Source organism: Brevibacterium sp. Z349TD_9, assembly GCF_056173565.1.
Genome location: NZ_CM149680.1, coordinates 362,546 through 382,531 on the forward strand (window position 1 = coordinate 362,546; position 19,986 = coordinate 382,531).

Here is a 19,986-nt window from a genome sequence, read left to right on the forward strand (position 1 = left end):
ACAGGTGGGCGCGACACCGATCAAGGACGGCCATGACCAGTTCACTCGCCCACACCACGCAGGCCACCGGGGACACGGCGCGGCCGTTCTCCGACCGCCACATCGGTCCCCGTGCCGACGACACCGAGGCGATGCTCGCCGAACTCGGCTACGAGTCCCTCGAAGCGCTCTCGACCGCCGCCGTCCCGGCCACCATCCAGATCGACGGCCTCGACCTGCCCACCGGCAAGTCCGAGTCCGAGGTGCTCGCCGACCTCCGCAATCTCGCCTCCCAGAACGTCATGCGCACGCAGATGATCGGCCAGGGCTACTACGACACCGTCACGCCCGCCGTCATCCGCCGCAACCTCGTCGAGAACCCCGCCTGGTACACCGCGTACACGCCCTACCAGCCGGAGATCTCGCAGGGACGCCTCGAGGCTCTGCTCAACTTCCAGCAGGTCGTCCAGGACCTCACCGGCCTCGACATCGCCAACGCCTCCCTCCTCGATGAGGCCACCGCCGTCGCCGAGGCGGTCCTCCTCATGCGTCGGTCCGTGAAGAAGGGCTCGACGGTCGTCCTCGACTCCGAGCTCCATCCGCAGGTCATCGCCAACGTCCACGTCCGCGCCCGGGCACTCGAGTTCGACGTCGTCGTCGCCGACCTCTCGCAGGGTCTCGTCGGCGAGGACATCTTCGGCATCGTCTGCGCCCAGCCCGGCACCACCGGCGTCATCCGCGACCTCTCGGCAGCCGTCGAGGGCGCCCACGAGCGCGGTGCCCTCGTCACCTTCGACACCGACCTCCTCGCCCTCACCCTGCTCAAGGATCCGGGCTCGCAGGGTGCGGACATCGCCGTCGGCTCGGCTCAGCGCTTCGGCGTGCCGCTGTTCTTCGGCGGACCCCACGCGGCGTTCATGGCGGTCAAGGACTCCCTGCAGCGTCAGCTCCCCGGCCGCCTCGTCGGCGTCTCGAAGGACGCTCAGGGCAAGCCCGGCTACCGGCTGGCGCTCCAGACCCGCGAGCAGCACATCCGCCGTCAGAAGGCGACGAGCAACATCTGCACCGCCCAGGCCCTGCTCGCCAACGTCGCCTCGATGTACGCCGTCTTCCACGGCCCCATCGGACTGACCCGCATCGCCTCCCGCATCCACCGCCTCGCTGAGGCGTTCGCCGCTGCCGCTGACACGGCCCCCGGCGCCGAGGTGCTCAGTTACGACTTCTTCGACACCGTCGCCCTGCGCGTGGCCGACGCCGAAGCGGCCCGCGTCGTCGCCGAGGCCGCCGGATACAACATCCGCGTCATCGACGAGACGACGATCGGCGTCTCCTTCGGCGAATCCCACACCGTCTCCGACGCCAACGGACTCCTCGAAGCCCTCGGCATCATCGCCCGGATCGACGAGGACGACTTCGCAGCCGCCTCGGCGGGGACCTTCGGACCCAACCAGGTGCCGGAACCGCAGTTCGCCTCCGACCTCCACCGCGACACCGAGTTCCTCACCCACCCGGTGTTCAACACGCACGGCTCCGAGACGTCGATGATGCGCTACCTGCGCACGCTGGCCGACCGCGACCTCGCACTCGACCGGACGATGATCCCGCTGGGCTCGTGCACGATGAAGCTCAACTCGGCCATCGAGATGGAGCCGATCACCTGGCCCGAGTTCGCGACCATCCACCCCTTCGCCCCCATCGAGCAGACCCAGGGATGGCGCACCCTCATCGGCCGCCTCGAGGACTCCCTCGTCGAGGTGACCGGCTACGATCGTGTCTCGCTCCAGCCCAACGCCGGTTCGCAGGGCGAGTTCGCGGGCCTGCTCGCGATCCGCCTCTACCACCGGGAGAACGGCGACCCGCAGCGCACCGTCTGCCTCATCCCGCAGTCGGCGCACGGGACGAATGCCGCCTCCGCCGTCCTCGCGGGCCTCGACGTCCAGGTCGTCAAGACGACCGACGGCGACGGTTCGATCGACCTCGACGACCTCGATGAGAAGATCGCCAAACACGGTGATCGGCTCGCCGCGATCATGATCACCTACCCGTCGACGCACGGAGTCTTCGAGTCCGATGTCCGCATCGTCTGCGACAAGGTCCACGCCGCCGGCGGTCAGGTCTACGTCGACGGGGCGAACCTCAACGCGCTCGTGGGACTCGCCAAGCCCGGCGACTTCGGCGGCGATGTCTCCCACCTCAACCTCCACAAGACCTTCTGCATCCCGCACGGCGGCGGCGGCCCCGGCGTCGGACCGGTCGCGGTCCGCGAGCACCTCGCCCCGCACCTGCCCGGCAACCCGGTCAACCCCGACCTCGTCTCCGGCGACATGTCGACGGTCGACCTGCCGGTCTCCGGCTCGCTCTACGGTTCTGCCGGGGTCCTGCCGATCAGCTACGCGTACCTCGAGCTCATGGGCGGCGAGGGACTGCGCGAGGCGACCCGGGCGGCCCTGCTCGGTGCGAACTACATCGCGAAAAAGCTCAATGACTACTACCCGGTCCTCTACTCGGGAGAGAACGGGCTCGTCGGTCACGAGACGATCCTCGATCTCCGTGAGATCACGGCGAAGACCGGGGTGACCGCCGAGGACGTCGCCAAGCGCCTCATCGACTACGGCTTCCATGCGCCGACGCTCGCCTTCCCCGTGCCCGGCACTCTCATGGTCGAACCGACCGAATCCGAGGACAAGGCCGAACTCGACCGGTTCATCGAGGCGATGCGCAGCATCCGCGCGGAGATCGACGCGATCGGCACCGACTACAGCTACGAGGAGTCCCCGCTCAAGGCCGCTCCGCACCCGGCGACCGTCGTCATGGACGACTGGGACGGCAAGTACACCCGCGAGACCGCGGTCTTCCCGGTTCCCGGCCTCACCCTGTCGAAGTACTTCCCGCCGGTGAGCCGCATCGACGGCGCCTACGGCGACCGCAACCTCGTGTGCTCGTGCCCGCCGCCCGAGGCCTTCGAGATGACCGAGACCACCGAGACCACCGAGACCGAGGCCGCCTGATGACCGCTGAGATCAAAGAGACCCCGCTCCACGAGACCCACGCGAAGCTCGGCGCGACGTTCACCGACTTCGGCGGCTGGGACATGCCGCTCAAGTACGGCTCCGAACTCGCCGAACACCGCGCCGTGCGCGAGGCCGCCGGCATCTTCGACCTCTCCCACATGGGCGAGGTCCGCATCACCGGTGCCGGTGCCGCAGCCTTCCTCGACTACGCGCTCGTCGCGAAGTACTCGTCGATGAAGGTCGGGAAGGCGAAGTACGGAGTCATCGTCAACGAGCAGGGGTATCTGCTCGACGATCTCATCACGTACCGCCTCGGCGAGGAGGAGTTCCTCATCGTCCCCAACGCCTCGAACACGCCCGCCGTCGTCGAGGCCCTGCAGGACCGTCTGCAGACCTTCCTCACCGAGGTCGAACCCGGCGCCGACGTCCGCATGTTCGACGAGTCCGGGGACACCGCGCTCATCGCGGTGCAGGGACCGCACTCGCAGGCCATCATCCTCGCCGCCCTCGACGAGGGTGCCAAGGGGGAGTTCGGGCCGCGGACGACGACGAGCGACGAGGATCCCTCCGGGACGATCACCGTCGGCGAGGCCGTCGACCAGCTCGGCTACTACGCGTGGATGCCGCTGACGATCGCCGGTATCGACCTCATCCTCGCCCGCACCGGCTACACCGGTGAGGACGGGTTCGAACTCTACGTGCCCAACATCGGGGCCGAGCGTCTGTGGGACACACTCGTCACCGCCGGTGCCGACCACGGGCTCGTGCCCTGCGGTCTCGCGGCGAGGGACTCGCTGCGCCTCGAGGCGGGCATGCCGCTCTACGGCAACGAGCTCACCCTCTCGACGACCCCGTACGACGCGGGCCTCGGCCGGATGATCGGGTTCAAGACCAAGGGTGAGTTCGTCGCCCGGGACGCGCTGGCCGCCCTCGGGGAGACCGAACCCGAGCGCATCCTCGTCGGCCTCACCGCGACGGGACGTCGCGCTGCCCGGTCGGGTTCGGTGATCCTCTCCGACGGCGCCGAGGTGGGTGTCGTCACCTCGGGACAGCCCTCCCCGACGCTCGGCCGTCCCATCGCGCTCGCGTATCTCGACCGTGGCCTGGCGGTGCCGGGCACCGAGGTCGAAGTCGACATCCGCGGCAAGGCCCACGAGTTCACCGTGGTCGAGCTGCCGTTCTACCGGCGTTCGGAAAACTGACCTGTCGGAACCGATGAGACTTGCCCGCGCGGCTCGTACACTGGTCACACCTGCTCGCCACAACCGCTGTTCGACAGCAGAAAGGGAAGATCATGGCTGATCTGCCTGCACTTCCGAAGGACTTCTCGTACTCCGCTGAGCACGAATGGGTCAACCAGGGCCCCGACACGATCGCCGGACAGACCGTGAAGATCGGCATCACCGCCGTCGCCGCCGACGCCCTCGGCGAGGTCGTCTACCTCGATCTGCCGAGCGTCGGCGACGGCGTCAAGGCCGGCGAGACCTGCGGCGAGGTCGAGTCGACGAAGTCGGTCTCCGACCTCTACTCGCCCGTCGGCGGGGAGGTCACCTCGATCAACCAGAAGGTCCTCGACTCTCCCGGGCTCGTCAACTCCGATCCCTACGGCGAGGGCTGGCTCTTCGAGGTCAACGTCGACGAGGTCGGTGTCGTCATGGACGCCGACAGCTACGCGAAGAACAACTCGCTGTAGACCAGCAGGGTGGGTGGGACGCCGCAGCGCCCACCCCACCGTGCAGAACCCGTGTCAGGCGGCCCCAGCGCCGTCGGAATCGGGTTCTGCGAACCGAAAACGACAGGGTCGGTCATATCCGCAAGCGTCCGGATGCGGCCGACCTTGTCGTTCCCGCACATGACCGTTCCAGGGAAGGACACCATGCCTCTGAGCGTCTTCGACCTCTTCACCGTCGGCATCGGCCCGTCGAGCTCCCACACCGTGGGTCCGATGCGCGCGGCCGCGAGCTTCCTCGACCTCCTCGGCGAGAAGCTCGAGTCCGTCGCGAGCATCCGCGTCGACGTCTTCGGTTCCCTGGCTGCCACCGGTGCCGGTCACGGGACCTTCGACGCGATCCTCCTCGGCCTCGAGGGATGCCGTCCCGACACGGTCGAGGGCAACGAGCTCACCGCCCGCCGCACCCGGATGGCCGAGACCGGCGAGATCATCCTCGGCGATGCCACCGGCCAGGGCGTCGAGCTCGCCTTCACCGAGGCTGACATGGTCAAACGCCCCCTCACGGTCCTTCCCCGGCACACGAACGCGCTCACCCTCACCGCCTTCGACGAGGCGGGGGAGCCCCTGGCCGAGGAGACGTACTACTCCGTCGGCGGCGGCTTCGTCACCTCGGAGACCGAGTTCGTCGAGAAGGAGAGGGCCGCCGAGGCGGTCGTGACCACCGAGGCCGCCCTCGCCGAGGACGCCGACGAAGGGTTCGACGACGAGGTCGACGACCCGTCGAACGCGGACGAGGACCAGGAGTTCGCCGTCGCCGAGGCGGTCATCGACGCCGAACTCGAAGCCGCCAGCGAAGAGCTGCCCTACCCGTTCCACTCCGCCGCCGACCTCCTCGAGCAGTGCCGGAAGAACGAACTCTCGGTCGCAGAGGTGATGCTCGGCAACGAGCTGACGATGCGCGACGAAGACGAGATCCGTCACGGGCTCCTCCACATCTACTCGGTGATGGAGGAGTGCGCGGCGAATTCGCTCGACCGCTCCGGGCATCTGCCCGGGGGCCTCAAGGTGCGCCGGCGCGCGCACGACTGGTACCTCAAGCTCAAGGCCGAGGACCCCGACCGGGACCCGCGGTACTACCTCGAGTGGGTCAACCTCGTCGCGATGGCCGTCAACGAGGAGAACGCCTCGGGCGGCCGGGTCGTCACCGCCCCGACCAACGGTGCGGCCGGCATCATCCCTGCCGTCCTCCACTACGCGCTCAACTACGTCGACTCCGTCGTCGACGGGGGTGAGGGCGCCAAGCACGAGGCGATCATGACCTTCCTCCTCACCGCCGCCGCGATCGGCGTCCTCTACAAGGAGCGGGCTTCGATCTCCGGCGCCGAGGTGGGCTGCCAGGGCGAGGTCGGATCCGCCTCGTCGATGGCCGCCGGAGGACTGGCCGCCGTCATGGGCGGCACCCCCGAGCAGGTCGAGAACGCCGCCGAGATCGCGATGGAGCACAACCTCGGGCTCACGTGCGATCCGATCGCCGGGCTCGTCCAGGTCCCCTGCATCGAACGCAACGCGATCGCCGCGGGCAAGGCGATCAACGCCTCCCGGATGGCGCTCTGGGGCGACGGACAGCACCGGGTCAGCCTCGACGAGGTCATCGAGACGATGCGCCAGACCGGTGCGGACATGAGTTCGAAGTACAAGGAGACAGCGCTCGGCGGACTCGCCGTCAACGTCGTCGAGTGCTGATCCGCGCGGGCACCTCGGCGACCGTCCGCGGCCGTCGACGACCGTCCGGCCAAGTTCGACGACTGTCCGGAGGAGGATCGAGTTCGAGAACGGGTCGATTTTCGCATCGGATCCTCCTCGGGAGGCTGTGCCGCGGTCGACGGTCGGCGACGTTCGGGTGGTCCGCGGCGTCGCGCGAGCGACCGCCGGAGTCGGCGCGGAACTCCCGAGGAGGATCGAGTTCGATGTGGGGTCGTTTTTCGCACCGGATCCTCCTCGGAGGGGCCGCCCCTGAGGAGAGCGGCCCATCCGGGGGATCGGGAGGGCGCCTCGGTGACGCCGCTGGCCGCTCCCAGCGCCTGGAACTCGAGTTCCACGTCACGATAAATGTAACGAACCGATAACGAAGACTTCCGCCGAGGCGGCCTCGACGACTCGATCCGGCGATCCCCAGAGATGCTCTGGGGAAGCTCCGCTGCGCTCACGGCGCGATCCCGGCGGTGCTCCCGGTCGCACCGGGGCGAATCGGGGGTGAAATCGCCGAGGCGAGATTGACGCCGGAAGTCATCTCGTTAGGTTGGTGGGCGTGAGAAACGCACTCGCTCAACCGAAGACGGAAACCGACGTTCGGACTCCCTCGCTGGAGGACGGACAGCATTTGTGGCGGCTGGCGAAGGATTCGGCCGTCCTCGATCTCAACTCCTCGTACTCGTACCTGCTGTGGTGCCGGGACTTCGCGGACACCTCGGCGATCGCGTGGATCGAGAACGAACCCGCAGGGTTCGTCACCGGGTACACGCGACCCGAGTCACCGGACACCCTGATGATCTGGCAGGTCGCCGTCTCCGAGCGCTTCCGCGGCCGCGGGCTGGCCTCGACGATGCTCCACGCACTCGCCGACCGGACCGGGGCCCTGCGCCTGGAGACGACGATCACCGACGACAACGCGGCCTCGAACCGCCTGTTCCAGGCCTTCGCGGAGCAGCGCGGAGCCGGCTTCGACCGGCGGCCGCTCTTCACCCCGGACCTCTATCCGGACGGCCACGACACCGAATACCTCTATGAGATCGCCCCGCTCTGACCGCGGAGGGGTGGCGCACACCTCGCCGAGGCGGTGGTCCGGAACGCTCCGACCGCCTCGGCGACCATCCACGCACCATTGCCGGGCCCGACGCCCGCACCCGCAGACGACCGGCGACCCGTCGGCCTGCATCAGCAGTCGAAAGGAATCACACGATGACGACGACCAGCACTGATACGACGACCGAGACCACCCCTGACATCTTCGAGACCCGCGAATCGGCGGTGCGCGGATACTCGCGTTCGTGGCCGGCGACCTTCGCCCGCGCTCAGGGCCCCAAGCAGTGGGACGAGGACGGCAAGGAGTACCTCGACTTCTTCTCCGGTGCCGGCGCGCTCAACTACGGGCACAACAACCCGGCCGTGATGACCCCGCTCGTCGAGTACCTGCAGTCGGGGGCCGTGCTCCACTCGCTCGACATGAAGACTCCGGCCAAACGGGAGTTCCTCGAGACCTTCGAAGAGCTCATCCTCAAGCCGCGGGGACTCGACTACACGGTGATGTTCCCCGGCCCGACGGGGACGAACACCGTCGAGGCGGCGCTCAAGCTCGCCCGCAAGGTCACCGGGCGCCAGCACCTGCTCTCATTCACGAACGCGTTCCACGGGATGACGCTCGGGTCGCTGTCGGTGACCGGGAACTCGATGAAGCGCGAGGGTGCGGGCATCCCGCTGACGAACAGTTCGAAGATCCCCTACGAAGACTACCTCGACGGGGAGACCCCGGACTTCCTCTGGCTCGAGCGGGTGCTCGAGGACTCCGGCTCTGGTGTCGACAAGCCCGCGGCGATCATCGTCGAGACCGTCCAGGGCGAGGGCGGCGTTCGCGCTGCCAGGGCCGAGTGGCTGCGGGAGCTCTCGGCGCTGTGCAAGAAGCACGACATCCTCCTCATCGTCGACGACGTCCAGGCCGGCTGCGGTCGCACAGGAACGTTCTTCAGCTTCGAGGACGCCGGCATCGAACCCGACATTGTGTGCCTGTCGAAGTCGATCTCCGGGTCGGGCCTGCCGATGGCGCTCACGCTCTTCCGCCCCGAGCTCGACGCCTGGGAGCCCGGTGAGCACAACGGGACGTTCCGCGGCAACAACCCCGCTTTCGTCACCGCGACCGCGGCGCTGAAGACCTTCTGGGCCGACAACGGCTTCCAGAATCGGCTCGCCGACACGATCGCCCACCTCCACCAGCGCCTCGACCAGATCGCTGAGAAGGCCGAGGGGGCGACGGTCCGCGGGCGCGGCATGCTCGCCGGTCTGCTCTTCGACGACCCCGAGGTCGCCGGCCAGGTCGCGGCCGATGCCTTTGCAGGCGGTCTGCTCATCGAGACCTCCGGTCCGCGCGACGAGGTCGTCAAGATCATGCCGCCGCTGACGATCTCGGAGGCCGACCTCACCGCCGGGCTCGACATCCTCGAAGCCTCGGTGCTCAAGGTCGCTCCGGCTGGAGCTGAGGCTGCGCCGGCGATGGCCTGAGGCCCGGACGCTCCGGCGATGGGCTGAAGGCCGGATGCTTCGGCGATGGGCTGAGGCCAGAACGCTGGGCAGGACCGCAGACTTACCACTTCGAAAGGACTCTCCATGTACGTGATCAACCGTGACGACCTCAACGACACCGACCGCGACGTCCAGTCCGAGACGTGGCGCAGCCGCCGGATGGTGCTCGGACGGGAGGGCGTCGGCTTCTCCTTCCACGACACCGTCATCTACGCCGGCACGCGCTCGACGTTCCACTACCAGAACCACATCGAAGCCGTGTACTGCGTGCAGGGCGAGGGGACGCTCACCGACGAGGAGACGGGCAAGACCTACCCGCTCTCGGACGGAACGATGTATCTCCTCGACGGGCACGAGAAGCACACCGTCGTCGCCAACACCGAGTTGCGCATGGCGTGCGTGTTCAACCCTCCGGTCACCGGCCGGGAGGTCCACGACGAGAACGGCGTCTACCCGCTCATCATCGAGGAGACCGCCGCAGTGTGAGGTGCTGAGGGACTCTGAGGCGCTCGGGGGCTCTCTGCCGAAATCCTCACGCGCAGAAGTGACCAGTTTTCGCCGGATCGGTCAGGTCGCAACCTGACCTTCTCGGCGGAAACTGGTCACTTCTGTTTGCAGCGCCGTCGGGCTGCACGCCAGCGCGCCGCCGGCCCGCACCCGCGACCGGCCGGCGCCTTCTCAGCGGGTCTGCGCGCCCTTCGCGCCTTTCGCGCCCTTCGCAGCGTCCTTCTTCTCCCAGTACGCGCGGGTCGTCACTTCGTCCGAACCGTCCCACGCGTCGATGCCGGTGACACCGGGCAGGTCATCGCGGTTGAAGACCGGCTCGAGACCCTGCTTGCGCTGAGCGGTGTAGTTCTTGAGCACCTTGAGCGCGATGCGTCCGAGGAGGAAGACGGCCACGAGGTTCGTCAGCGCCATGATCGACATGAACACGTCGGCTGCCGACCAGGCCAGAGGCAGGGCGATGACGGAGCCGGTGAAGACGGCCGCCATGACGATGAGACGGTAGGTCATGATCGCCGGACGCGCGTTCTTCTTGAACAGGTAGGAGATGTTCGCCTCGCCGTAGTAGTAGTTGCCGAGGATCGAGGAGAACGCGAAGAGGAAGATCGCCACGGTGAGGAAGTGCACCGCCCACGTGCCCAGCTGCGAGGCCAGCGCGGTCTGCGTGAGGGAGGCACCCTGGGCCTCGTCATAGACGGGGTTGGACAGGAGGACGATGAACGCGGTGATCGAGCAGACGAGGATGGTGTCGAAGTAGACGCCGAGGCTCTGCACGAGACCCTGCTTGGCCGGGTGCGACACCGACGAGGTGGCTGCGGCGTTGGGGACCGAACCCATGCCGGCCTCGTTGGAGAAGAGGCCGCGGCGGATGCCCTGGAGGATGACGATGCCGATGCCGCCGCCGACGACGGACTGGATGCCGAACGCGTTCTCGAAGATGAGGGCGATCATCGCGGGGACCTCGGTGATGTTCATCGCGACGACGAGGATGCCGAGCAGCAGGTAGGCCCCGGCCATGACCGGGACGATGACCGAGGACCATGCTGAGATCCGCTGCACGCCGCCGAGGAAGACCGCGCCGGTGACGAGGGCGAGGAAGATGCCGAGGCCGACCGGCAGCCAGAAGCTCTGCGTGGTGTCGACGTTGAGGCTCGTCGCGGTGGCGTCGACGATCGAGTTCGCCTGAAGCGAGTTGAACACGAGGCCGTAGGTGACGGTGATGATGACGGCGAAGAACGCGCCCATCCACGGCTGCTTGAGCCCGACGCTCATGTAGTAGGCAGGACCGCCGCGGTAGGAGTCCTTGTCCTTGACCTTGTAGAGCTGACCGAGAGTCGATTCGACGAACGCGGTGGCCGCGCCGAAGATCGCCATCAGCCACATCCAGAAGATCGCGCCCGGACCGCCGATCGAGATCGCGAGCGCGATGCCGGCGATGTTGCCGGTGCCCACGCGCGAGGCCGCGGAGATCCAGAAGGCCTTGAACGAGGAGATCGACTTCGTGCCGTCCTTGTTCTCCCCGGGGCTCTCGCCGATGACGCGGAACATCTCCGGCAGCATCCGCAGCTGGACGACGCCGGTGCGGATGGTCAGGTAGAGGGCGACGGCGATGAGGACGACGATGAGCACCCAGCCGAGCCTGTCATTGACGAGTGCGATGAGGTCCTGGAGGGTTTGCATGCGATGGTCCAATTCGTCAGGAGTTCTTGAGAGTTTCCTCACCTCATTGTGCCACTCCGCTGTGAGCCGAGCCGCACCTGGGGAGCGTTCGGAAGGTGCGGTGATCCTTCCGTGCCGAGGTCAGGGCGCCCCCCCGCCGAGGCGGTCGGTGACTGAGATCACGGCCGTGCACTTCAGGCGTGGTACGCTTCGATGGATTCGACCCGAAGACATCGTGACGCAGCCTGCCGACGCATACCTCTGAGACTCCTACTCCGGCACCCACCCTGTTCAGTTCCCCTTGATGGAGTCTCCGTGAAACTCATCCGTCGCGCCGCCGTGTCCGCGCTCGCCGCCGTTGCCCTCGTCATCGCCCCCGCCGCCTCGGCGGACGCCGCGAATGTCTCGTTCGACGTCACCAAGCTGACAGCAGACAACCTCGTTGTGTCTGATTCGAACTGCAAGTATTTCAACGTCTACCTCAAATACCGGTCCTCAGGAACCGACTCGTGGACAGTCATGCCTGAAATCATTGGGCGGCACGGGTACGCAGGCGACCTGTTCTTCGCATCTACATTTCGTCCGAACGATGTTGACCGTGGGATGGTCTGCCCCAGCAGCGACGGTCTGGGGAAGTACACCTTGGGGCCCTCGGAGGTGACAGCGGAAAACTACAGCGGTGACTACTACGATCACTATGCCGGTACCGACCACACCAAGGGCAGCTTCTATGTCCGCGGCAAGGCCTACGCGTCGCTGTCCACCAAGCGCAGCGGGAAAACGGTGACCCTGACGTCGACGACCAAGGTCTACAGCCCGGAGGACTACGGCAAGGTCAACTACAACCCGAAGGTGAAGTTCCAGGTCAAGTCCGGCAGCAAGTGGAAGACCATCAAGACCGTCTCCGCCAAGAAGGGAAAGGCGACGCTCAAGGTGACGTCGAAGGGCAAGAAGACCTACCGCGTCACGTTCGATCAGGTCAGCTGGGCGACCGGGGCGACGTCGAAGACCGCGAAACGCTGACGCGGCCGTTCGCGAGATCCGTCCAGCGTCGATTCTCCCAGAAGTCAGCTCGCTCCGATCCAGGATTCACGTGCGCGCAACCCAAACATCACTCGCACATCGCCTCCCGAGACTAGGCTGATCCGCAATCGCCCTTGAGGTACCACGATGACGGCACCACCGGCACCGCCTCGGCGATCATCCCCGAAGGAGTCTCCCCATGCCCATCACCGTCCTCACCCATCCGCCAAAGGGCGGTGTGCGCACCCCGGTGCCGCCGCTCGTCATCGCACATCGAGGTGCGTCCGCGGGCTGGCCTGAGAACACGATCCCGGCGTTCGTCGCCGGGATCGATCAGGGGGCGGACATGATCGAGGTCGACGTGCACCTGAGTGCCGACGGCGAGCTCGTCGTCGTCCACGATGTCACCCTTGATCGGACGACGAACATCCGCACCCTCCACCCCGAGCGCACCGACACGAGAGTGAAGTCCCTGACCGCGGCCGAGATTGCCGAACTCGACGCGGGCAGCTGGAAGGACGAGTCGTTCGTCGGTCTGCAGGTCCCCACCCTCGCCGAGGTGCTCGCCCTCGTCCACACGACCCGCACCGGTCTGCTCCTCGAGGTCAAGCACCCGAACCTCTATCCCGGCATCGCCGAGGCAATCGTCCGTGCCTGCGATGAGCTGCCCGACTACCTCGACCGCTCTCTTGCCGCCGGCCTCCTCGTCGTCCAGTCCGCCGACTGGGACTTCGTCCGCGAGTTCCACGAGCTCGCGCCCGAGGTGCCCGTCGGTCTCCTCGGCCGCCCGACGCTCGAGCAGCTGCGCGAATTCGCCGCGTGGGTCGACCAGATCAATCCCGAGCACATCGACGCCGATGCCGAGTACCTGACGACCGTCCACGAGCTCGGCATGTCGAGCCTCGTGTGGACGGTCGACGCCGTCACCGACATGGAGAAGTCGATCGAGTACGGTGCCGACGGGATCATCACCAACGTCCCCGACGTCCTCGTCGAGGTCGTCGAAGAGCTGTAGGCGCCGCTCACTCCCGCGGGGCGCGAAGCTTTCCGCTCAGCGGGGTGTCCCACTCCGCCGGCTCCGCCACAGGGAAGCTCAGGCCGGTGATCTCGCCGGTGTGGATGCGGACGAACCGGTTCTTCCTGCCTCCCTGCCACGGGGTGACGTCGAGGGAGATCGTGTCGAGAAGCTCATCGGTGCGGTTGATCGGCTTCGCCGTGCCCTTGACGACGACGCTCCACGCGGTGCCGGTCTCCGGGTCGAAACCGTCGACCTCGAAGGCGACCTGCGGATGGTCGTGGATCGCCTCGACCTTCGTGCCCTCGCCGGAGCGGAAGACGACCGAGGCGTGATCGACGGCGTAGTTGACGGGGAAGATCTCCGGGTGGAGATCAGCGCCGTCGCCGACGATGACGGCCAGGCATCCGATTGACGTGCTCCGCAGGCGATCCCAGCACTCGTTGACACCGAGGACCATGGTCGGGTCTGCATTCATCGCGCTGCCTCCTGCTCTGGCCCGGCGGCCGTCGCCGGATGCGACTGCCGTCCCGGGTTCTTCTACACAGCGTAGAATAACTGCCAGTGGTGAGGCGCGGTCCGCCGCAATGCGGCACCCGCCGTCTCATCACGGGCACAGGTGCGGTTGCCGCCCTCGCGGTCCCCGCGCGGAGATGAGACGCTGGAGACATGGCCAACGAACTCGCAGCATCGACGAGCCCCTACCTCCGCGCGCACGCCGACAACCCCGTCGACTGGCGGATGTGGACGAAGGAATCCCTCGCCGAGGCGGCCGACCGCGACCTCCCCCTCCTCATCTCCATCGGCTACTCCACGTGCCACTGGTGCCACGTCATGGCCCACGAATCCTTCGAGGACCCCGACGTCGCCGCCCGCATCAACGACCGCTTCCTGCCGATCAAGATCGACCGGGAGGAGCTGCCCGACATCGACGCCCACTACATGAACGCCCTCCAGGCGATGCGCGGGCAGGGCGGCTGGCCGATGACGATCTTCGCGACCCCGACCGGCAGCCCCTTCTACGCCGGCACGTACTTCCCGCCGACCCCGCGCGGCAACCTTCCCTCCTTCACCCAGGTCCTCGACGCCGTGTCCCAGACCTGGACGGACCGCCGCGCCGAGGTGACCGAGATGTCCCAGCGCATGGACCGGGGGCTTGCGGAGATGGCCACCGCCGTCACCGATGCTCTCCCCGCCGAGGCGGTCGCCGAGTCCCTTTCCGCCGACGAACTCGACGCGGCCGCCGCAACGCTCCTCGACTCCTACGACCCCGCATGGGGCGGCTTCGGCAGTGCCCCGAAGTTCCCGCCGTCGATGAACCTCCTCCAACTCCTCTCCACTTTCGTCCGCTTGGGCGGGACCACCTCGGCGGGGGAAGGATCCGATGACGGAGACCCCGTCGCCGAGGCGAAGCGGACAGGACGGCTGAACGTCCTCGGGGCGGACGGGCACCTCACCGGTGAGCTCGTCCTCGACTGCCTCATCGCGGTCCGGTCGACGTTCGCCCACATCGCGGCCGGCGGCATGCGCGACCAGATCCGCGGCGGCATCGCCCGCTACAGCGTCGACCGGCAGTGGTTCGTCCCCCACTTCGAGAAGATGCTCTACGACAACGCCCTCTACCTGCGCGCCGCCGTCGCCTGGGCCAAGGTCGAACGCAGCCTCGACCCGGCCTCGAAGTGGCTCGCCCTCGCCGAACGCGAGATCGACGACACTGCCGACTTCATGATCGCCGACCTCTCCGACGGCGACCGCTTCATCGCCGCCCTCGACGCGGACTCGTTGGGGGCCGACGGGAAGCTCGAGGAAGGGGCCGCCTACGTCGTCACGCCGGAGGAGTTCGCACCGGTCGACGGTGTCGGGGTGCTCCAGCTCGTCGATTCTCCGGCCGCCGCCGAGCTGCCGGGTCAGGTCATCGGGGCACCGCGGATCGTCGACTGGCTCGGAATGGACGATGTGCCCTTCGACGCCGATCACCCCGCGCCGTGGGCGACCGAGGGCACTGAGAGGCAGCGGTTGGCGCTGCGGGACATCCTCGATGAGCGGCCTCGTCCGGCGCGGGATGAGAAGACGATCACCGAATGGAATGCCCTGGCCATCACGGCCCTCTCCGAGGCGACCCTCTACCGTCACCCGGATCAACGCGCCTCCGTGTGGGGGAGTGCCGCTGCGTTCTTCTGGGAGGAGATGCACAATCGGTTCGTCACCGGAGTCGGAGACATCGACGCGGCCCCAGACGAGGTCGAAGTTCCGGCCGTTCGCGACCTCGACGTCCGGCGCAGCTTCACCGGCGACGATCCCGGGCCGGGTGCCGCGGGATTGGCCGACTGGGCGCAGATGCTCGTCGCCGGCCTCACCGTTCTCCAGTTGCGCAACGCCGGGCTGGCCGATGGCGCGGGCGAGCATGCGCGGCCGCAAGTGAGCTTCGACGATGGCGCGCTCTCGCCGGCGGGGCTGACCGAGATGGCCGCGGTCATGCTCGAGAGGTTCACCTCGCGGAACGAGGACGGCACTCTCACCGTCGTCGACTCGGCCCCCGATGACCTCATCGGCGTCCGCGGCTCCGACCCGGTCGACAACGCCCTGCCCTCGGCACGGGCAGCGGCCGCCGAGGCGATGCTCCTCCTCGGCGAACTCGGAGTCGAGGGCAGCGCTGGGTCGGAGGGGCGCCTCGGCGACGGTGATCGAGACGATGCGGGCACCGCGCGGACCGACGGGCACCCGCCTCTGACGACGGGGACGATCCTCGAGATCCGCGACCGCCTGCTCGGGGTCTATCGGGCGCTTGCCCAGCGGGCACCGCGCGGGTGCGGGCACGCGCTCTGGCAGGCCGAGCGGGCGCTCGCCCCGATCCGCGTCGCCAGTCGCGACGACGCCCTGCTCGCTCTCGCGTCGAAGCATCCCGCGGTCACGGTGCTCACCGATTCGACGGGGGTGCCGGATGACAACGGGGAAGAGGTCGCCGTCCCCGAGGGCGCGGCGATCGTCTGCCGGGGAACGGAATGCTCGCTGCCGGTGAGGACGGCCGAGGAGCTGGCCAAGCTGCTGGACGGATGAGATCGGGGATCGTTTCGGAACCAGGGTCAGTCGCCTCGGTGGCCGCAGGGATCTCACCCAGCAGAGGGCGTTCCCCGGTCGCTGAAACCCTTTGTGAAGGCCCCTCTTCCATGTGATTCACTTTTCGCCCGATCGCTCGGTTCAAGAACCGACTGATCGGGCGAAAAGTGACTCAGACCGGCCTGCTGGCGTCGATCACAACGTGTTGTCTGCCGAATCGCACAGGCGGCGGTCGCTCAGATGCAGAATCCTGTCGCAGCGCTCGGCGACCCGTTCACTGTGGGTGGCGATGATCAGGCTCGTGCCCATGCTCTTCACGATCTCGAAGACCCCGAGGATGCGATCTTCGGATTCTGCGTCCAGCGAGCCGGTGGGCTCGTCGGCAAGGATGACTCTGGGCCGTTTCACCATGGCCCGTGCAATGGCGACTCGCTGAGCTTCGCCGCCGGAGAGCTGCTTGACCCGGTTGCGTGCGAGTGAGCCGATCCCCAGGCGTTCGAGGCACTCCTGAGATCGTTCCTTCGCCGTTCGTCGGTCCGGGCAGCCGAACATCACATTGCGCAGAGCACTGCGATCGTCGAGCAGATCGAACCGCTGCGTCACATAGCCGATCGATGACCAGCGAAGGCGCGACAGACGACTCGCATCTCGGTCGACGGTTTCACCCTCGAACGTGTATGTTCCCGTATACCCCGTGTCGAGCCCCGCGATGATGCGCAGCAGCGACGTCTTGCCGGAGCCGCTTCTGCCCATGATCGCGACGGCGCTCGGAGTCCGGCCGAGACGGAAGTCGAGATCGTCGAAGAGAACTCGAGTCTCCCCGTTCGGTTCTTTGATGCGTTTGCCCACTGACAGCAGTTCCACGGTCATGATTCCTCTCCTTCCAGAAGATGCCTGCGTATGTTGTTTGTGCGGAGCAGAGCCTGCAGTGCACTGTCAATGACGAGACAGGCCACCGCGATGAGCGCGACCGGTGCCAACGCGGCGAGATTCATCTGCGGAACGGACAGAAGAAGAAGCGCGAACGCGATCAGCAGACATGCGTATTCGACCGCAGTCACCGTGATGATCCGGGTCAGTGTCACGCGGCTGCTGACGCCGAGCAGATGCTCGATCTTCTGGATGCGCCAACGTCGCCTGGCGACGTGTGCGCCGATGATTCCGTTCGACAGTCCCACGCAGATCATCAGGAGCACCGCGATACCAGTGAGCAGGGCCGTGTTGTCCTGGATGAGTTGCCTCGTCAACTGGAACTGCACAAGGTACGTCGGTGCGTTGAGAACGGTGAAGTCGTCGAATCCTGCACGCGTGGAGACCTCTCCAAGATGACGCAGCACCTCGTCCGAATCGGCCTCGGTGTCGACTGCAAGGTCACCGGCGATCATCGCGAATGCGAGTATCCCGAAGAAGTACTGACTTGCTTCGGTCGTCCGCTCCATCACTGGCGGATATGGAACGATGACTGCATCATCGAGGAACGTATTGAGTTCCCCCTGGAAGTAGATCGACGAATCGGGGGGAAGGAAACCACTGACGACGAGTGAGAAATCCTCGAAGTAGTAGCTGGCCTCCACGACGTCGCCGACGGCGTAGATCCCCGAGTAGTCCGCGCCGAGAATCACGGGAATCGTCCGCGCCGAATAGTCGACCTCCGACCAGTCGATTCCTGGACCGTCCACCGCCTCGAGTGAATAGAAGTTGAAGGCCCGCTCATTCATCTGAAATGATCTGACGTCAGTCAGGAGCTGTCCGGTCTCGTCATCGACATACTCGCCGCCAGCGTCCAAGCCACCCTGGAGCGAGGCGTCGAATTCGGGTCCTCCGCGGAAGTCAGGGATTGAAACGGGCTGGTCGAACACTGAGAGGAACGGCATCTCGGTGCTGTCGTTGAGCTCGTTGTAGAAACGAGCGACAGTATCGAGCCGTTCCCCTGATTCGCGGAACGAGGAGAACGCATCGGGGTCGGCCAGAGTATCGGTGATCCCGTACATGTCGACTTCGGCATCGCTTGAGAAGCTTCGCGAGATCTCGCTCTTGCTGATTCCGGCGAACGCCACCACTTGGTAGATCAAAGTCAGCACGAGCCCGAGAATGATCATCTTCATCACAACGAAGACCCAGTTCTGTCTGAGATCGCGAACTATCTCCATTTCCGCATCCTCAGTAATTCGATGGACGACCCGCCAGTGAACGCCAGAACCGCAATGACCACGGGCGCAACCACAGTGATTCCCGAGCTGCTTCGGAGTTCAGTGAACAAGTGCTGTCCGGCGGTGAGGCTGAGTCCGGCTCCCACGGCCGCGGTCAACAGGAGTGCCATGAGAGCAACCGTGAACATCCGCAGCGGGCTGCGCCCGACCAGGAAACCGACCCGAAAGGTCCGCCGCGAGAGCTGACTGGCGAGGATCCCGGTGAACACCGCGCAGATTCCCACAACAGCGACAACGACGAAGTCGACGACCGGCGAGACGAGGTCAACCCTGGCTCGGCGATTGACACTGGCATCACTCCTCGTCACCTTGTCAGCCGGCAGTGCTGCTGCCTGTTCCTCCATTGCAGGCCCGTCGAGAATGACTCCACTCTGAAGATCCGGAGAGTCCACGATGTCGCGATCGGCGACGATGACGTCATCGGCCAGGAGACTGCGACTATCTCGACCCAGTCGACCGATCACCTCGTATCCGACTCCGTCGAGTTCGTAGACGGACACCCCGTTTTCGCGTGTCACAGGCACCTGATCGCCGACCAGTGCCACGTGCTGCTCACCACGGCGAAAGCTGCGCCCCTCGTGGATAGGAAGCTCGAGAAGATCGAGGCGATCGCTGTCGACAGCGCGAATTGCTCCGCCATCGTCGAGGTCGCGGAAGATGGAATAGTGCCCCAAGGATTCGTCAAGGAGGGTACGTGCCTCTTGGGCCGTGCCCGAGAAGGCAACCGTGTGCTGCGTGAGCAGATGGTTGCCCTCTCGGGTGATTTCGGACTGCCGGGTGTCATAGATCCGGACCCCCAGGAGAGCCACCGACATGACGACGAACAACAGTCCCACAATCAGATACTGGTAGGACCTCATCGACCGTAGTAGGTGCGAGCCTTGCCGTAGCCGTTGCTCTTGGCATTTGGATTGAACGGAACCCACTTAGTCACCGCTTGTGATTTTCCTGTCCCGTATTTCCTGCCCGAGCTTGTAATGACACCCTTGTTCGGCCAGTAGTGTTCCAGACGGGCAGTCGTATAGTGTTTCACGCCCTTCCACGTCGTCCATCCATGCGACCGCTTATTGGTCGTGCCCTTGATTGTCTTCTCTTCGGACCAGCCTCCATACACTTGAGGCTGTTGTTCACTTGCGGACACAGCCGTTGCGGATGCGACCGAGACCACTACGGCAATCGCAACGCCATTGGCAGGTTTCTTGAGGAAACTCATTTCATCCTTTTGATTGATACTTCTACTATTGTCAACTGATATGCATGTGTAGTAGAGCACTTCTTCCTCGCCACGAAGTAAGTGAGGCGCACAGCAGCGAGAGCCACGATAGCGGGGATGACGAGTTTCGTCTTCATGCTTCTGAGGTAGATTTTCGGTTTGATTCTCGGCGGTGGTAATGATAGCTCTGCGATGCTTGGTCAAGATTTATGGACGCATTTATCACGCCGATCTTCGCAGAGGAAATTATGTGTACGTGTCGTTCATCTCTGGAGTCGCGTGACCAATTTGAGAACACCCCGACGCCGCGATTGAACTGCCTGTCACGTGCACCCGAAAGCGGCGCTGCG

Annotated in this window: 16 protein-coding genes; 10 read left to right on the top strand and 6 right to left on the bottom strand. The window is 66.0% G+C overall.

Annotated features, from left to right (window positions below):
- Positions 1–32 precede the first annotated feature (32 nt).
- From gcvP to AC0VYB_RS01645, 7 genes are all read left to right on the top strand, one after another.
- Positions 33–2,987 (top strand): aminomethyl-transferring glycine dehydrogenase, encoded by a 2,955-nt coding sequence (gcvP, locus tag AC0VYB_RS01615; RefSeq protein WP_009377409.1) that lies wholly within the window; start codon positions 33–35, stop codon positions 2,985–2,987.
- The gene (gene gcvT, locus AC0VYB_RS01620) at positions 2,987–4,192 is read left to right on the top strand and encodes a glycine cleavage system aminomethyltransferase GcvT (protein WP_278373325.1); all 1,206 of its coding nucleotides are present in this window, start codon (positions 2,987–2,989) and stop codon (positions 4,190–4,192) included. Before gcvP ends, gcvT begins: the two co-directional genes overlap by 1 nt.
- A gap of 92 nt (positions 4,193–4,284) precedes the next feature.
- Entirely contained in the window at positions 4,285–4,683 is a 399-nt protein-coding gene (gene gcvH / locus AC0VYB_RS01625; RefSeq protein WP_009377400.1) for a glycine cleavage system protein GcvH, read from the top strand.
- A 183-nt stretch (positions 4,684–4,866) separates the two neighbouring features.
- Entirely contained in the window at positions 4,867–6,405 is a 1,539-nt protein-coding gene (locus tag AC0VYB_RS01630) for an L-serine ammonia-lyase (protein ID WP_278373326.1), read from the top strand.
- Between the two features lie 565 nt (positions 6,406–6,970).
- Positions 6,971–7,465, top strand: a complete 495-nt coding sequence (ectA, locus tag AC0VYB_RS01635) for a diaminobutyrate acetyltransferase (protein WP_176472393.1) — start codon at positions 6,971–6,973, stop codon at positions 7,463–7,465.
- A gap of 155 nt (positions 7,466–7,620) precedes the next feature.
- The gene (gene ectB / locus AC0VYB_RS01640; protein WP_009377394.1) at positions 7,621–8,934 is read left to right on the top strand and encodes a diaminobutyrate--2-oxoglutarate transaminase; all 1,314 of its coding nucleotides are present in this window, start codon (positions 7,621–7,623) and stop codon (positions 8,932–8,934) included.
- Positions 8,935–9,039: 105 nt separating this feature from the next.
- A complete protein-coding gene (locus AC0VYB_RS01645) occupies positions 9,040–9,441 on the top strand; it encodes an ectoine synthase (protein WP_009377392.1) in 402 nt (133 codons plus the stop codon).
- Between the two features lie 192 nt (positions 9,442–9,633).
- Here the strand turns inward: AC0VYB_RS01645 and AC0VYB_RS01650 are convergent, their stop codons facing one another.
- A complete protein-coding gene (locus AC0VYB_RS01650; RefSeq protein ID WP_009377390.1) occupies positions 9,634–11,139 on the bottom strand; it encodes an alanine/glycine:cation symporter family protein in 1,506 nt (501 codons plus the stop codon).
- A 294-nt stretch (positions 11,140–11,433) separates the two neighbouring features.
- Here AC0VYB_RS01650 and AC0VYB_RS01655 point away from each other — a divergent pair, with 294 nt between their 5' ends.
- Together AC0VYB_RS01655 and AC0VYB_RS01660 are read left to right on the top strand one after the other, a co-directional pair.
- Positions 11,434–12,141, top strand: a complete 708-nt coding sequence (locus AC0VYB_RS01655; RefSeq protein WP_009377388.1) for a hypothetical protein — start codon at positions 11,434–11,436, stop codon at positions 12,139–12,141.
- 199 nt (positions 12,142–12,340) lie between these two features.
- Positions 12,341–13,156 carry a glycerophosphodiester phosphodiesterase gene (locus AC0VYB_RS01660; RefSeq protein ID WP_009377386.1) on the top strand — a complete coding sequence of 272 codons (816 nt, stop codon included), beginning with the start codon at positions 12,341–12,343 and terminating at the stop codon, positions 13,154–13,156.
- 7 nt (positions 13,157–13,163) lie between these two features.
- On the opposite strand, the gene AC0VYB_RS01665 is transcribed toward AC0VYB_RS01660, so the two are convergent.
- Positions 13,164–13,634, bottom strand: a complete 471-nt coding sequence (locus AC0VYB_RS01665) for a pyridoxamine 5'-phosphate oxidase family protein (RefSeq protein ID WP_063250458.1) — start codon at positions 13,632–13,634, stop codon at positions 13,164–13,166.
- Positions 13,635–13,825: 191 nt separating this feature from the next.
- On the opposite strand from AC0VYB_RS01665, the gene AC0VYB_RS01670 reads away from it, so the two are divergent.
- Positions 13,826–16,213 (top strand): thioredoxin domain-containing protein, encoded by a 2,388-nt coding sequence (locus tag AC0VYB_RS01670; RefSeq protein ID WP_475384946.1) that lies wholly within the window; start codon positions 13,826–13,828, stop codon positions 16,211–16,213.
- Between the two features lie 195 nt (positions 16,214–16,408).
- Here AC0VYB_RS01670 and AC0VYB_RS01675 read toward each other — a convergent pair whose 3' ends face one another.
- From AC0VYB_RS01675 to AC0VYB_RS01690, 4 genes are read right to left on the bottom strand one after another with little or no spacing between them, the layout of a single operon-like run.
- Entirely contained in the window at positions 16,409–17,083 is a 675-nt protein-coding gene (locus AC0VYB_RS01675) for an ABC transporter ATP-binding protein (RefSeq protein WP_119296884.1), read from the bottom strand.
- Positions 17,080–18,363: a hypothetical protein gene (locus AC0VYB_RS01680; protein WP_119296883.1), complete on the bottom strand. Its 1,284-nt coding sequence runs from the start codon at positions 18,361–18,363 to the stop codon at positions 17,080–17,082. Before AC0VYB_RS01680 ends, AC0VYB_RS01675 begins: the two co-directional genes overlap by 4 nt.
- The gene (locus AC0VYB_RS01685) at positions 18,354–19,283 is read right to left on the bottom strand and encodes a hypothetical protein (protein WP_475384947.1); all 930 of its coding nucleotides are present in this window, start codon (positions 19,281–19,283) and stop codon (positions 18,354–18,356) included. Before AC0VYB_RS01685 ends, AC0VYB_RS01680 begins: the two co-directional genes overlap by 10 nt.
- Positions 19,280–19,636, bottom strand: a complete 357-nt coding sequence (locus AC0VYB_RS01690) for a hypothetical protein (RefSeq protein ID WP_280559031.1) — start codon at positions 19,634–19,636, stop codon at positions 19,280–19,282. The genes AC0VYB_RS01685 and AC0VYB_RS01690 overlap by 4 nt, the downstream gene beginning before the upstream one ends.
- Positions 19,637–19,986 lie beyond the last annotated feature (350 nt).

What these genes read in the sequence shown, in the direction of transcription:
- gcvH (WP_009377400.1), top strand. Translation starts at nt 4,285, where the DNA reads ATGGCTGATCTGCCTGCACTTCCGAAGGACTTCTCGTACTCCGCTGAG.
- AC0VYB_RS01670 (WP_475384946.1), top strand. Translation starts at nt 13,826, where the DNA reads ATGGCCAACGAACTCGCAGCATCGACGAGCCCCTACCTCCGCGCGCAC.
- gcvT (WP_278373325.1), top strand. Translation starts at nt 2,987, where the DNA reads ATGACCGCTGAGATCAAAGAGACCCCGCTCCACGAGACCCACGCGAAG.
- ectB (WP_009377394.1), top strand. Translation starts at nt 7,621, where the DNA reads ATGACGACGACCAGCACTGATACGACGACCGAGACCACCCCTGACATC.
- AC0VYB_RS01690 (WP_280559031.1), bottom strand. Translation starts at nt 19,636, where the DNA reads ATGAGTTTCCTCAAGAAACCTGCCAATGGCGTTGCGATTGCCGTAGTG.
- AC0VYB_RS01630 (WP_278373326.1), top strand. Translation starts at nt 4,867, where the DNA reads ATGCCTCTGAGCGTCTTCGACCTCTTCACCGTCGGCATCGGCCCGTCG.
- AC0VYB_RS01680 (WP_119296883.1), bottom strand. Translation starts at nt 18,363, where the DNA reads ATGGAGATAGTTCGCGATCTCAGACAGAACTGGGTCTTCGTTGTGATG.
- gcvP (WP_009377409.1), top strand. Translation starts at nt 33, where the DNA reads ATGACCAGTTCACTCGCCCACACCACGCAGGCCACCGGGGACACGGCG.
- AC0VYB_RS01645 (WP_009377392.1), top strand. Translation starts at nt 9,040, where the DNA reads ATGTACGTGATCAACCGTGACGACCTCAACGACACCGACCGCGACGTC.
- AC0VYB_RS01660 (WP_009377386.1), top strand. Translation starts at nt 12,341, where the DNA reads ATGCCCATCACCGTCCTCACCCATCCGCCAAAGGGCGGTGTGCGCACC.
- AC0VYB_RS01675 (WP_119296884.1), bottom strand. Translation starts at nt 17,083, where the DNA reads ATGACCGTGGAACTGCTGTCAGTGGGCAAACGCATCAAAGAACCGAAC.
- AC0VYB_RS01685 (WP_475384947.1), bottom strand. Translation starts at nt 19,283, where the DNA reads ATGAGGTCCTACCAGTATCTGATTGTGGGACTGTTGTTCGTCGTCATG.
- AC0VYB_RS01650 (WP_009377390.1), bottom strand. Translation starts at nt 11,139, where the DNA reads ATGCAAACCCTCCAGGACCTCATCGCACTCGTCAATGACAGGCTCGGC.
- AC0VYB_RS01665 (WP_063250458.1), bottom strand. Translation starts at nt 13,634, where the DNA reads ATGAATGCAGACCCGACCATGGTCCTCGGTGTCAACGAGTGCTGGGAT.